The organism is Pseudomonas sp. B2021 (assembly GCF_018135665.1).
GTDB classification, from domain to species: Bacteria; Pseudomonadota; Gammaproteobacteria; order Pseudomonadales; family Pseudomonadaceae; genus Aquipseudomonas; species Aquipseudomonas lactis.
This window is the reverse complement of sequence record NZ_SMOF01000001.1, coordinates 910,376-923,029: the sequence shown is the minus strand read 5'-3', so window position 1 is coordinate 923,029 and position 12,654 is coordinate 910,376. Positions and strand designations below refer to the sequence as shown.

Genomic DNA, 12,654 nt, shown 5'->3' with positions numbered 1-12,654 from the left:
TCCGTTATTTACAGCCCTCGCTTTAACCGCGCAGATAAATTTTTCATTCAGTAATGGCAATTTGTCCTAGCTGGGCTACCTTCAAATAGCCAAATCGTTAGTTGTTCATCACAGCCCAGTTGCGAATTTAGCTCGTTTGGATAAACGGGAATAAAAGCAGTGCAACAGGATAGGGAGCGCCGTCATGAACAGTCGTATCAGCATGGTCCTGGCTGGCTTGCTGCTTATCGGAGCCCTGGTTGCAGGGTATTGGGGCCTGGTGCTGAGTCGTCCACCGGCACCCTCCGTAGCGCCCTCGCCAGAACCTGTCATTTCCGTTGAAAAAACCGTTGCCGTCGTGGAAGACCAAACCCGCCAGCCGGTCGTGGTGCTGGTGCATGCGGTTGCGCCTTTTGTGCCCCTCACGGCTGCCGATGTCGCCGTGGAAAAACTGCGCACCGTGCCGGCTGGCAGCCTGACCAGCGTTGACCAGGCCATCGGCCGCACGCCCTTGCGGGCCCTGGGTGCCGGCACCTGGCTCAATGATGAGAGCTTCACCGCCGGCGGCCCCCTGGCCCGCATGATTCGTACAAACGAACGAGCGCTGGCCGTCGCCGTCGATGAGGTCATCGGTGCCGGTGGCCAGTTGAGCCCCGGCGATTACGTGGATGTCTTGCTGTTCTTGCGCCAGGACAATGCCAATGCCGAGCAGTCGGCGCAGGTGGTCATCCCGGCAATTCGCCTGCTCAGCGTCGGTGATCAGTTGGGCTTGGCCAACGACGGCACCCCGGCCGTACCGCCACCCGCCACCGCCGAAGAACGCGCCCAGGCTGCCCAACGCCGCACTGCCGCGCGCAGTGTGGTGCTGGCGGTGCCCGAACCCTTGCTGAGCCGGCTGATGCTCGCCTCCCAAGCCGGCACGCTGCGCCTGGCCGTGCGCAGTGCCGACGAACAACTGCTCAGCCGCTACTGGGCCGGCGAAAGCGACACCCCGGACAAGGTGCAAAGCGCCAACCGCGACCTCTACCAATTCACCCAATTGGCCCTCAGCGGCCCGCCAAAAAAAATCACCCCCGCGGTGGCCGACACCGGCCAGCGTCGGGGCGTCGAAGTGATTCGCGGCGCGGCGGCGGCACAACCTACCCCCTGATTGAACAAGGATGCCTTGAATGAGCCAACGCTACGCTCAATTGGCCTTGGCCTTGATGCTGCCGTGCCTGCCCCTGGGCATGGCGATGGGCGCATCGGGCAACTGCAACACCCTGGGCCAACTGCCCGCTGCGATCGAGGTGGGCGAAGGCTTGCAGACCGAGCTGCAATCGCCGGTAGCGATTACGCGCCTGGCTATCGGCGATCCGAAAATCGCCGACGTGCGGGTCAACGGCGACCGCCACTTTCTGCTCACCGGTGTCGGCAGCGGTGCCACCAGCCTGATGGTGTGGACAGGCTGCTCGACCACCCCGCGCCAGAGCATGGTGTTCGTCAAAGGCAAGGCCACCTCGGCGCTGACCAGCCAATCGCTGTCGCCCTCCGAAGACCCGACGCTGCCCAGCCAGGTGCAGACCGATATCCGCTTCGTCGAAGTCAGCCGAACCAAGCTCAAGGAGGCCAGCACCAAGATCCTCGGCATGGGCAACAATTTCTTCCTCGGCAGCCCGAGCTTGCTGTCCCCTTCAGAGGGCATCTTCAAATTGCCGGTGAACGCCGAAAACTTCAACATCGGGTTTGGCGGTGGCCGAGTCAAGGCACTGATCAACGCCCTGGAAAGCAGCGGCTTCGCCTATACCCTGGCACGCCCGAGCCTGGTGGCCATGAGCGGCCAGAGCGCGACCTTCCTGGCCGGCGGCGAAGTGCCAATTCCGGTGCCCAGTGCCGGCAGCGATACCATCACCATCGAGTACAAGGAATTCGGCATTCGCCTGACGCTGACGCCGACGGTCATCGACCACAACCGCATCGCCTTGAAAGTCGCCCCGGAAGTCAGCGAGCTGGATTACAACAACGCGATCCGGATCCAGGGCATCCAGGTACCCGCCCTGACCGTCCGGCGCACCGACACCAGCGTGTCGTTAGCCGACGGTGAAAGCTTCGTGATCAGCGGCCTGATCAGCAGCACCAACCGCTCCACGATCGCCAAGCTGCCAGGCCTGGGCGACATCCCGATCATTGGTGCTTTCTTCCGCGACTCCACTATAAACAGCGAAGAAAAAGAACTGCTGATGATCGTCACGCCGCATCTGGTACAGCCACTGGCCGCCAATGCGCAGTTGCCGTCGCTGCCCGGCGAGAAACTGCGCACCTACGACCCGAATTGGTTCCGCCTGTTCTTCCTGGAAAACGGCAACTTCGACCGTCGCAGTGGACTTTCCCAATGAGCGATAGCCTGAGCCAGACCTTCCTGGCAATCACCCGCAACAGCACCGACCTGGAATGGCTCCAGGGCGCGCTGGCGCCCCTTGGCCAAGTGATCAGCGTGGGCGGCGGCAGCCTCGATGAATTGCTGGCACTGGTGGACGTGACCTTCGCCAACCTGGTGTTCGTAGGCCTGGACCGTGAACACCTGGTGGCCCAGAGTGCCTTGATCGAAGGCGCCCTGGAAGCCAAGCCGATGTTGGCAGTAGTGGCCTTGGGCGACGGCATGGACAACCAGCTTGTCTTGAATGCCATGCGTGCCGGCGCCCGGGATTTTGTCGCCTATGGCTCGCGCTCCAGCGAAGTGGCCGGGCTGGTGCGGCGCCTGAGCAAGCGCTTGCCGCCCACCGCGCCGAACGCCCACCTCGGCGGCCTCACCGTGCTCTACGGTGCCCAGGGCAACACCGATGGCGCCTTGCTGGCAAGCCACTTGGCGATGGTGGTGCAAAAAAGCGGCCAGCAGACGCTGATGCTCGACCTCGGCCTGCCCAGGGGCGACAGCCTGGCGCTGCTGGGCCTGGACAGCACCTTCAATTTCGGCGACGCCTTGCGCCACCTGCGCCGCCTGGACGCCACGCTCATCAACAGCGCCTTCACCAGCACCGACGACGGCCTGCGGATCCTTGCCTACGCCGCCAGCGATGAGCCCCTGGAAATAACCAGCGCCGCCGAGCTGTACATGTTGCTCAGCGCCTTGCGCCAGCACTTCCAGCACATCGTGGTCAACCTCACCGGGCAAGCGGACAGCGAAGCCCTGCGTACCTTTGTCAGCCACTGCGACAAGTTGCTGTGGTGCACCGACCAGGGCGTGCTCGACTGTCGGCGTAACCTGGCGGTGCTGAACCTGTGGCGCGAAAAAGGCATGAAGCTCGACCATGCCAAGCTGCTCGTCGATCGCTACATCAAAGGCTGTGCCCCCGACACCGAAGCCCTGGAAAAAAGCTTCGGCCTGGAGTGCATCGCCGTGCTGCCCCTGAGCCCCGAAGTGCGCCTGAACGCCAAAAACCAGGGGCAAAGCCTGTTCACCCTGGCCCCACGCGAAGCTTTGACCCAAGCCCTGCGCCACCTGGGCGAGCGCCTGGCCAAACGCACCGAAGGCTTGGATAAACCTTCGACACGCTGGTTCGAACGCCTGCTGGGGACGAGTCGATGAACAGCGAAAAACTCTTCGGCGCCCCGGCCCGTGGGGCAGCCGCGCACAACGACCACGATGGCCTGAAACTGGTGCTGCATCGTTACATCATCGATGCCATCGAAGAATCCGGCCAGAACCTGCTGGAAGGCTCGCGCCAATCCCTGGCGCAATTTGTCATCGACAAAGTGGCCGAGTACATCACGCGCATGCACCTGGCGATCTCGCGTTATGAGATGGAGCGTCTGGCTGAGGAAATCGTCGATGAGCTGACCGGCTTCGGCCCGCTGGAAGTGCTGCTGCGCGATGTGTCGATCACCGAGATCCTGGTCAACGGCCCGCACCGGGTGTTTATCGAGCGTGACGGGGTGCTCCACCAGAGCGACCTGCGTTTTATCGATGCGCACCATGTAGAACGTGTGATGCAGCGCATTCTCGCGCCCCTCGGAAGGCGCCTGGATGAGTCGTCGCCGATGGTCGATGCGCGCTTGCCCGATGGCAGCCGGGTCAATGCGATCATCCCGCCAATTGCCCTGGACGGCCCCTGCCTGTCGATCCGTAAGTTTCGCAAGGACATGCTCAAGAGCAGCGACCTGGTGGCGATGCAAACCATCGACCACAACATCTTCGAGTTCTTCCAGGAGGCGGTGGGCAAACGCTGCAATATCCTCATCAGTGGCGGCACCGGCACCGGCAAGACCACGCTGCTCAATATCCTCAGCCAATTGATCAACCCCCACGAACGCCTGGTCACCATCGAAGACGTGGCCGAGTTGCAACTGGGCCACCCCCATGTGGTGCGCCTGGAAACCCGCCCGCCCAATGCCGAGGGGCATGGCGAGGTCAAGGCCAGCGACCTGATCCGCAACGCCCTGCGGATGCGCCCGGACCGCATCATCCTTGGCGAGATCCGTGGCGTCGAAGTGCTCGACGTGATGACCGCCATGAACACCGGCCATGACGGTTCCATGAGCACCGTGCACGCCAACAATGCCCAGGACGCGCTGCTGCGCCTGGAAACCCTGGTGGGCCTGACCGGCCGTGTGGTGGCGGAGAAAACCCTGCGGCAGATGATCTGCGCTGCACTGGATGTGGTGATTCAACTGACGCGCCTGCCCGATGGGCGCCGTTGCGTCAGCGAGGTGGTGGAAGTGGTGGGCGTGCGCGACGACGTGTATGTCACCAACACCCTGTTCCGCCTCGACCGCCGTACCGGTTTTGGCTTCCTGCGCGAAGCGCTCAACCCGGCCGGCGACAAGCTGCGGCGTGAATCGGCATTGCCGTTGTAGAGAGGGCTCATGACCGGACTTGTCTTGCTGCTCATTTGTATCCTGCTGATCAGCCTGTCCGTCTGGCTGTTCCAGCGAGGGCTGCGCCAGGCCGGTACCGATCGGGTGTTGGAGCGCCTCTCCGATGGCCAGCCGGTAGCCCAGGAGCCGAACGGCAGCTGGGTCGCGCTGGAGCGCATGTTCCAGCGCGCCGGCCTGGGCAAGCCCACCGATCGCCTGGGGTTGTGGCTGAGTACCTGGGCGGTGGGCATGTTGCTGGGTTACTTGCTGGCCGGCGGGCTGGGCCTGTTGGTGATGCTGATCATGCCGCCGCTGCTGCTGCGTGTGTTTATCGCCTGGCGCTACCAACGGCGAGTGCAGCGCATGATCGAACAATTACCCCAACTACTGGACCACAGCGTGCGCAGCCTCAAGTCCGGGCGCACCCTGGCAGACGCCGTGCTGGGTGCGATCGACAGCACCGAAGCGCCGCTCAAACAGGCCATGAGCCGCATCCAGCGTAACGTGCAAATGGGCGTGAGCCTGCCGGAGTCGGTCAGCGACTTTGCCGAGTTTTACGAGCGCGATGAGTTCCGCCTGTTTGCCCTGGGCCTGAAGGTCAACCACCGCTACGGCGGCAACGCCAGCGAGCTGCTGGAAAACCTGATCAAGATGATCCGCGAGCGCGAACAGGGTGCACGCCAACTCAAGGCCATGACGGGCGAAACGCGCATGACCGCGTACGTCTTGGCAGGCTTGCCCATCGCCATGGTCGGCTACTTTTTGATGGTCAACCCGGGCTACCTGATGAGCATGTGGAATGACGGAACCGGGCGCTACCTGCTGCTGGCCGCGGCGGCGCTCGACATCACGGGCACCTTCGTCATGTGGCGCATGTTGCGGAGTATTTGAGATGGCCATCCTGATCTGCATCCTGTTGTCGCTCGCCGCCGTCGCCTTGATCGTCGGCAACCTGCTGGAGCAACGGCGCCGTCAACGCCTGGTCAGCCAACGCCTGCAAGGCCAACTGACCCGCGAGGACAAACTCGGCAGCCTGATGCGCCAATTGGGCGCCAGCGCCGTGGCCCAGCGCTCGGTCAGCCTGGACAACGAAACCCAGACCCTGCTCAACCGCGTCGGCTGGCGCAAAGCCAACCAGCGCTCCATGTTCGCCGCCTTCCAGATCGGCGTGCCCATCGTGCTGCTGGGCTTGACCCTGCTCGGCCAGCAACTGCTGTTTCCTCACGCCGGCTCGCCCTGGATTGCCCCGGCAATTGCCCTGGGCATCGGTTACCTGCTGCCCAAGCGCATCCTGGCCCTCAGCGCGAAATACCGCCAGGAGCGTATCGCGCGGGAAATTTCCACGTTCATTCCGTTACTGCGCATCCTGTTCGAATCCGGCATGGCAGTTGAACAATCGCTGCGGGTGTTGAGCACCGAAGCCCAGCGCTTGCTCCCCGATCTGACCCATGAACTGCGCCTGATCCTGGTAAGGGTCGACTCCGGCCTGGAGCTGTCCGAAGAGTTGGGCAAGACCGCACGCCTGCTGGCCGTGGATGAATTCACCGACACCTGCATCATCCTTCAGCAGTTGATCCACCAGGGCGGCGGCGCGATGAAATCCTTGCTGGCCCTCAAGCAGTTGCTCGACGACCGCCGCCTGACCCGCCTGCAGGAATACATCTCGAAGATGTCCGCGAAGATGTCCGTGGTGATGATGGTGTTTCTGTTTCCCGCCTTGCTGATCGTGCTTGGGGGGCCGGCGATGATCGCCATCTCCCGAGCCTTGAATAACTTTTGAGGAGCCTGCCATGAAACCACTGATCGTCGCCTTGAGCCTGCTGATGCTGGGCGGTTGTGCCAGCAATGGCCAGGTTCCGTGGGCCGGGTTGCTGGCACCGGGCAGTTGCCCCAAGCCCAGCGCCGACCAGGAGCTGTCGTTGAACCTGGCCGATGACATGGCCAACGAAGGCAAACTGCACGCCAGCCTCGCCAACCTGCAGAACCTGCCCAGCGCCCTGCCCCAGGTTCGTCAACGCCAAGCCCGCGCCTATCGCTTGCTCGGCCGCCCAGACGCCGAGCCGTTGTACCGCAGCCTGCTGGGCACCTGCCTGGCCGCCGACGGTGAGCACGGCCTGGGGCAACTTGCGTCGGCCAAGGGCGACAACGGCCAGGCCATGGCTCACCTGCAACGTGCGGCACGGCTGGCGCCCACCGACGAAAAAATCCGCAATGACCTGGGCGTGGTCTACCTCGACCAACGGCGCCTGGAAGACGCACGCTTTGAATTCATGACCGCCATCGAGCTCAAGCAGAGCGATCAACTGGCGGCGGTGAACCTGGTGACTTTGCTGATCTACCAAGACAACTGGGAGCAAGCCGCGAAAGTGGTCGGCCAACTCGGCTTGAGCCCCGATCAGGTGACCCGGGCCCAGGCACGCGCGCAACACCTCAAGGACGCTGGCACGGCACCGCAGCGTCCAGTCAAGGATCAGGTAGCGGCGGTCAGCGACACGCTGCCGGCCTCTGTGAAATAGGGAGTCAATGATGAAATTCCACCACCTCGCCGGCCTTGCCTGCCTGGCCCTGCCCCTCCTCGCTTCGGCCATCGAAGCGGGGCCGTCTTCACCCCGGCAGGCAGAAACGGAAAACTGGATGGCGCTGCAACTGAGCGGGCGCGCCGCCTCGGCCAATCCGCAAAAAACCACGCCGGCAGAACGCGAGCAGGCGCTCAAGCGCTGGCTGGACAGCAACAAGCACCCGATTCCGGAGTTTTTTGATCAGAAAGTAGGCGGCACTGCGCAGGGCAGCAAATAACCCCTCCCTGTAGGAGCGAGCTTGCTCGCGAAAAACGTCAACGATAACGCGTGCATCTTGGGTAACCGCGTTGTCTAGGTGTTTTTCGCGAGCAAGCTCGCTCCTACAGTAGGGCGGTGCTAGTGCGCCGTCACCCGCTGGCGCATCGCCGAGTTGTTCGGTGACAACGCCAGCGCCAACTGCGTGCGGTTGTGCATATGGGTCAGGCGCAATACCTGGGACACATACAGCTTGACCGTGTTCTCGGTGATCCCCAGCTCACAGGCAATCTGATAGTTGGTCTGCCCCTTGCCCACCAGGCGGGCCACATCCAATTGGCGCGGTGACAGTTGATTGAAGATCGCCGGGATCTCCACCGGCCCGGCTTCATCGGCCGATGGGTCCCCGTCATGGTCCTGGGGCGTCGGGTTGCGGCGCACCTTGTCCAAGTCCATATACAAGTCGTTGATGGATTCGGACAGGTACTGCAACTTCTGGTTGAGCGTGCCCAACTGCAGGTCTTTCTGCCGCTCCTCCAATGCCGCTTCCTGGCGCTTGAGGCCCTCGAGCAATTCATCGAGGTTGATCGGCTTCTGGTAGTAATCGGCGATACCTGCACGCAGGGCCTTGATCACATCCTGCTTGTCGGCGCGACCGGTAAGCATGATCGCTTCGAACGCGCGATGCTTGCCGGCGATCCGTTGCAGCGCCTGCACCAGCTCGATGCCGTCCATGTCCGGCATATGCAGGTCACACAGCACCAAACCGATCTGAAGGTCTTCCTTGAAACGCTGGACAGCTTGCTCACTGGACTCACACGGGACACAACGGTACCCGCTGCTTTCAAGAAATTCACAGAGCTCCTCTACGATTAAGGGTTGATCGTCGACTACGAGCACTTTTACTGCGGACGTAAGCTTGTTCACGCGCTACTCCATGCCTGGCAAGCCAAATGATGACCTATCCTTTCTGACGAAAATTCCTACACAACTCCTGATTAAACGTAGACGTACTTTCCGACTATGTACATAGCATTAATCAACTCGCGCGACTGATGGATCCAAAACCAGCTGCCGGCAAAACCTGTCAAAACGAAGGGCGCAAAAGGCTGTTTTGTTGACGCGGGCCCTGCCCGCTTAACGCGGTTTGAGCTAAGCCCTTGATGCATAAGTGTCCAGGCCACCATAGCGATGCCCGCACCGATCAGCGACCCCAGCAGGTACTCGATATTGGAGGCCAGCCCCAGGGCGGCGAGCAACTTCACATCCCCTGCGCCAAAGCGGCCCAACGCATAGCCCGGCAAGGTCAGCACCAGCGCCAAAGCCAGGGCCAGGCCGCCCTCGCTGCGGGGCGCGCCCAGCCACGTCGACCCCGCCCACAGCAGGTAGATCAACGCCAACAGCCCGACGCCCAGGGTCAGCGTATTGGCAATTTGGCGCTGGCGAATATCCTGCACGGCACATACGCCCAACCACAGCACAATCACTAGCGTCTGGATCACGTAAAAAACATCCCTTTTGGCTGAATGATTCTATGCTGATATCAAGTACTCGCCTCAGGGTAGACGCAGTCATGAAATCGAGCCTCCCGAGAAAGCAAAAAGGTGCTGCGGCGATCGAGTTTGCCTTGGTCTTCGTGATTTTCTTTGCGGTGTTCTACGGCATGCTCAGCTACAGCTTGCCGCTGCTGTTGATGCAGTCATTTCACCAAGCGGCCGCCGAAGGGGTACGCCGCAGTGTGTCCCTGGACCCCAGCACCGCCGGCTATTCGGCCCTGGTTGTGCAACGCGCCAAGGATGCAGCCCAGGCCCAGTTGAACTGGATCCCCGGCTCATTGAAGTTCTTGCCCGGCTATATCACCGCCACCTACACCAATAATTTGCTGACGGTGAAGATCACCTACCCCTCGGCCAATATCAAAGCGGTCTTGCCGGCCCTGGTGTTGCCTGGGGTGGGTACCGTACCCAACCTGCCCACCAACCTCACCGCCACCTCGAGCCTTCAGTTTTGACGACAGGGGATAAATTGTTCGCACGCCTGCGCGGGCTTACCAGCGCCCTGGCTCTGGACGCGCCAACGACGCCCGCGCCGGGCCTGCAAGTGCAACTGGACAACCTGGGCCGGGTGCTGAGCATCACGGGCGCCTTGAGGCCTTTGCTTGCCCAGCATCTTGCCAATGCGCCCAACCCACCCTTGCAGACCTTGCTGTGTGCCGACAGCGCGCTGAGTGTCGAGGGCACGCCGCAGCAGTGGCAACGACACGGCCTGGATCTAGACTTCCAGGGCGCCGCCGGCCAGGTCCTGCATACCCGCGGCTGGATCGAGCCGGAGGGCGACGCCTGGGCCCTGCACCTGCTGGACATCACTGACCTGCTGGCTGACCGGGCACGGGTGCAGCAACGCGAACAGAACCACCAACTCGCCGCCCTGATGAGCGAACAGCTGCGCGTGTGCAGCCTCAACCGCTTGCCTCAGGTGTTCAGCGAACACCTGCGCAGCGTGGCCCAGCGCTGGCGCATCCCCTGCGTCGCCATGGCACTGCTCGACGAAGATGACCAGGGCTGGCGCATCTACAGCCAATACACCGCCCACGACGCCCCGGCCTTATGGCAAACCGGGCAGCACCTGGGCACCAGCCTGGACAGCATCAACGGCAACACGCCACTGAGCCTGGACGTTGCCCAGGGCCGCAGCGACAACCCGCGCTTGCACAGTGTATTTGGCAATGCCGACGGTTTCCTGGTGCCGTACCGCGACAGCCATGGCGCCGCCGCGTGGCTGCTGTGTGGTTTCTATAACGGCCAGGCATACCACACCGGCGAGCGTGACTGGCTGAACCTGTGCGCAGCACTCGCCGCGCCGCTGCTGGGCCGCCTGCGCGAACAGCGTCACCACCAGCAACTGGAACGGGTAGAAGCCCTGCAAGGCCTGCTCGGCACTGGCTGGTGGGAACTGTTGCCCGCTACCCAGGAGATCCAGCTGGCGCCGCAACTATTGCGCAACCTGAGCCTGGACGAAGGCCCCACCCGCCAGCCCCTCGGCACTTGGCTCGAACTCATCCACCCCGCCGACCGCCAGGCCCTCAACAGCCGCCTGCAAGACCTGCAAGCCCTGGGCAAGCCACTGCTTACCAGCGTGCGCTTGCAACGCACCGACGCTGAACAGTCGCCCCTGTGGTACCGCATACAGGGCCAAGTACTGGGCGCCGGCAATGAACGACGCTGGATCGGCTTCATGCTCGACATCAGCGACATCCAGAACCAGCAACTGCAAGCCGCCGCCGCCCATGCGCGCCTGGACAACCTGATCGCCAGCTCACCGGCCGTCATCTACGTGCAGCGCTACGTCAACGGCGCGCTGCACCCGGCGTTTTTCAGCGCCAGCCTGTTGCCGCTGCTGGGCTGGACCTTGGCCGATTGCAACCACGACACCCTGGCAGCGCTGATCCACCCCGACGACCGTGAACACTACTTCGAACGCACCCGCCAACTGCTGCGCGAAGGCAACGTGCGCAGCCGCTACCGCCTGCGCGACAAACAAGGCAACTACCATTGGCTGCTCGACGAAGCCAAGCTGCTGCGCGACGACCTCGGCCTGCCGGTGGAAGCCGTAGGCCTGTGGCTGGACGTCACCGAGGCGACCCTGGCCGCCGAGCAGGTGCGCCAGAGCGAGGAGCGCTACCGCATCCTGGTGGAAGACTCACCCGCGATGATCTGCCGCTACCGCCCCGACCTGATCCTCACCTTCGGCAACACGCCGCTGGCCAATTACCTGGAATGCCGGCCCGAACAATTGCCAGGCATCAACCTGGGCCAGTGGCTGTCGGATGAACAACGCGCCGCCTTTGTGCAGCGCATCCAGCAACTGACCCCGGAATTCCCGGTGAGCACCGCGGAAATCAGCCTGCAACTGCCGGGGCGCGAACATGCCTGGTGGGTGTGGTCGGACCGCGGCGTCTTCGATGAACAAGGCGCCCTGATCGAAGTGCAAGCCGTGGGCCGCGACAACACCGAAGTGCGCCGCTCCCAGCAACAACTGACCCAAAGCGCAAAAATGGCTACCCTCGGCGAAATGGCCACCGGCCTGGCCCATGAGATCAACCAGCCGCTGAACGTGATGCGCATGGCCATCGCCAATGTGCTCAAGCGCCTGGGCAATGGCGATGTGCAAATCGACTACCTCACGGAAAAACTGCAACGCATCGACGCCCAGGTACAACGCGCCGCACGAGTGGTCGACCACATGCGCGTCTTCGGCCGCCGCTCGGAAATCGAGCAGCAACCCTTCGACCCCGCGCAGGCACTGGAGGGCACCCTCTCCCTGCTCAGCGAAGGCCTGCGCGGCAAAGGCGTGGACGTGCGCATCAGCCCTACCGACTTCTCGGTACAGGTCAAAGGCTATGTCGACCAACTAGAACAAGTACTGATCAACCTGATGGTCAACGCCCGCGACGCCCTGCTCAGCCAGCGAGAAAAAGACCCCGCCCTGCGCCCCTGGATTGCCCTGCACAGCGAGCACGACAGCCGCCATGTACGCATCTGGGTCGAAGACAACGCCGGCGGGATAGACCCGCGCTTGCTGGAGCGGATTTTCGAGCCGTTCTTTACCACCAAGCCGATAGGCGTAGGTACCGGGCTGGGCCTCTCGGTGAGCTATGGAATTGTGGAAAACATGGGCGGTCGCCTGAGCGTTACCAACGGCGAGGCCGGCGCGAAATTCTGCATCGAACTCCCCATCGCGCAGAACTAATTCAACGCTAACCACGATGCGAAGCGAGCTGCTCTTGATCTGCTCTTGATCTGCTTTTGATCTTGATCTTAAGCGCCCCGTCAAACCACGCTGGCCGGAATTCGCCAGGGATTTGGGGGGCAAACCGGCAGGGATGCCGGTTTAGCCGCCCCGCGCCATGGATGGCGCGTGGCGGCGGCCCCCCAAATCACTGGCGGATTACGGGCACACCGAGCCTGGGCGAGGTGCCGAGTGGTGGGGCAAGAGCGTTTTGCTTACTTTGCCGCTTTTGCAAAGTGAGCCGCCGTCAGGGCGGAACCCTAAGTGGCCGTTACCTAAA

The 12,654-nt window shown here is 62.7% G+C and carries 12 protein-coding genes; 10 read left to right on the top strand and 2 right to left on the bottom strand.

Annotated features, from left to right (window positions below; translation table 11 throughout):
- Nucleotides 1-184 precede the first annotated feature (184 nt).
- From cpaB to E1K68_RS03985, 8 genes are read left to right on the top strand one after another with little or no spacing between them, the layout of a single operon-like run.
- Nucleotides 185-1,129: a Flp pilus assembly protein CpaB gene (cpaB, locus tag E1K68_RS04020; RefSeq protein WP_212613807.1), complete on the top strand. Its 945-nt coding sequence runs from the start codon at nucleotides 185-187 to the stop codon at nucleotides 1,127-1,129.
- Nucleotides 1,130-1,148: 19 nt separating this feature from the next.
- Entirely contained in the window at nucleotides 1,149-2,354 is a 1,206-nt protein-coding gene (locus E1K68_RS04015; protein WP_212613806.1) for a type II and III secretion system protein family protein, read from the top strand.
- On the top strand, nucleotides 2,351-3,544 hold the full coding sequence (locus tag E1K68_RS04010; protein WP_034134625.1) for a pilus assembly protein: 1,194 nt from the start codon (nucleotides 2,351-2,353) through the stop codon (nucleotides 3,542-3,544). The genes E1K68_RS04015 and E1K68_RS04010 overlap by 4 nt, the downstream gene beginning before the upstream one ends.
- A complete protein-coding gene (locus tag E1K68_RS04005; RefSeq protein ID WP_003188227.1) occupies nucleotides 3,541-4,812 on the top strand; it encodes a CpaF family protein in 1,272 nt (423 codons plus the stop codon). The genes E1K68_RS04010 and E1K68_RS04005 overlap by 4 nt, the downstream gene beginning before the upstream one ends.
- A gap of 9 nt (nucleotides 4,813-4,821) precedes the next feature.
- Nucleotides 4,822-5,703, top strand: coding sequence for a type II secretion system F family protein (locus E1K68_RS04000; protein ID WP_212613805.1), 882 nt, complete (start codon nucleotides 4,822-4,824; stop codon nucleotides 5,701-5,703).
- A 1-nt stretch (nucleotide 5,704) separates the two neighbouring features.
- A complete protein-coding gene (locus E1K68_RS03995; RefSeq protein WP_003188224.1) occupies nucleotides 5,705-6,592 on the top strand; it encodes a type II secretion system F family protein in 888 nt (295 codons plus the stop codon).
- Between the two features lie 10 nt (nucleotides 6,593-6,602).
- Nucleotides 6,603-7,328 (top strand): tetratricopeptide repeat protein, encoded by a 726-nt coding sequence (locus E1K68_RS03990; protein ID WP_003188222.1) that lies wholly within the window; start codon nucleotides 6,603-6,605, stop codon nucleotides 7,326-7,328.
- A gap of 10 nt (nucleotides 7,329-7,338) precedes the next feature.
- Nucleotides 7,339-7,608: a DUF3613 domain-containing protein gene (locus tag E1K68_RS03985; protein WP_003188221.1), complete on the top strand. Its 270-nt coding sequence runs from the start codon at nucleotides 7,339-7,341 to the stop codon at nucleotides 7,606-7,608.
- 119 nt (nucleotides 7,609-7,727) lie between these two features.
- Here E1K68_RS03985 and E1K68_RS03980 read toward each other — a convergent pair whose 3' ends face one another.
- Both E1K68_RS03980 and E1K68_RS03975 read right to left on the bottom strand, forming a co-directional pair.
- The gene (locus tag E1K68_RS03980) at nucleotides 7,728-8,513 is read right to left on the bottom strand and encodes a response regulator transcription factor (protein WP_003188220.1); all 786 of its coding nucleotides are present in this window, start codon (nucleotides 8,511-8,513) and stop codon (nucleotides 7,728-7,730) included.
- A 71-nt stretch (nucleotides 8,514-8,584) separates the two neighbouring features.
- The gene (locus E1K68_RS03975; protein ID WP_003188219.1) at nucleotides 8,585-9,088 is read right to left on the bottom strand and encodes a prepilin peptidase; all 504 of its coding nucleotides are present in this window, start codon (nucleotides 9,086-9,088) and stop codon (nucleotides 8,585-8,587) included.
- A gap of 71 nt (nucleotides 9,089-9,159) precedes the next feature.
- On the opposite strand from E1K68_RS03975, the gene E1K68_RS03970 reads away from it, so the two are divergent.
- Together E1K68_RS03970 and E1K68_RS03965 are read left to right on the top strand one after the other, a co-directional pair.
- Nucleotides 9,160-9,597, top strand: coding sequence for a TadE family protein (locus tag E1K68_RS03970; RefSeq protein WP_003188217.1), 438 nt, complete (start codon nucleotides 9,160-9,162; stop codon nucleotides 9,595-9,597).
- The gene (locus tag E1K68_RS03965) at nucleotides 9,594-12,335 is read left to right on the top strand and encodes a PAS domain-containing sensor histidine kinase (protein WP_003188216.1); all 2,742 of its coding nucleotides are present in this window, start codon (nucleotides 9,594-9,596) and stop codon (nucleotides 12,333-12,335) included. The genes E1K68_RS03970 and E1K68_RS03965 overlap by 4 nt, the downstream gene beginning before the upstream one ends.
- Nucleotides 12,336-12,654: the final 319 nt, after the last annotated feature.

What these genes read in the sequence shown, in the direction of transcription:
- cpaB (WP_212613807.1), top strand. Translation starts at nt 185, where the DNA reads ATGAACAGTCGTATCAGCATGGTCCTGGCTGGCTTGCTGCTTATCGGA.
- E1K68_RS04015 (WP_212613806.1), top strand. Translation starts at nt 1,149, where the DNA reads ATGAGCCAACGCTACGCTCAATTGGCCTTGGCCTTGATGCTGCCGTGC.
- E1K68_RS04010 (WP_034134625.1), top strand. Translation starts at nt 2,351, where the DNA reads ATGAGCGATAGCCTGAGCCAGACCTTCCTGGCAATCACCCGCAACAGC.
- E1K68_RS04005 (WP_003188227.1), top strand. Translation starts at nt 3,541, where the DNA reads ATGAACAGCGAAAAACTCTTCGGCGCCCCGGCCCGTGGGGCAGCCGCG.
- E1K68_RS04000 (WP_212613805.1), top strand. Translation starts at nt 4,822, where the DNA reads ATGACCGGACTTGTCTTGCTGCTCATTTGTATCCTGCTGATCAGCCTG.
- E1K68_RS03995 (WP_003188224.1), top strand. Translation starts at nt 5,705, where the DNA reads ATGGCCATCCTGATCTGCATCCTGTTGTCGCTCGCCGCCGTCGCCTTG.
- E1K68_RS03990 (WP_003188222.1), top strand. Translation starts at nt 6,603, where the DNA reads ATGAAACCACTGATCGTCGCCTTGAGCCTGCTGATGCTGGGCGGTTGT.
- E1K68_RS03985 (WP_003188221.1), top strand. Translation starts at nt 7,339, where the DNA reads ATGAAATTCCACCACCTCGCCGGCCTTGCCTGCCTGGCCCTGCCCCTC.
- E1K68_RS03970 (WP_003188217.1), top strand. Translation starts at nt 9,160, where the DNA reads ATGAAATCGAGCCTCCCGAGAAAGCAAAAAGGTGCTGCGGCGATCGAG.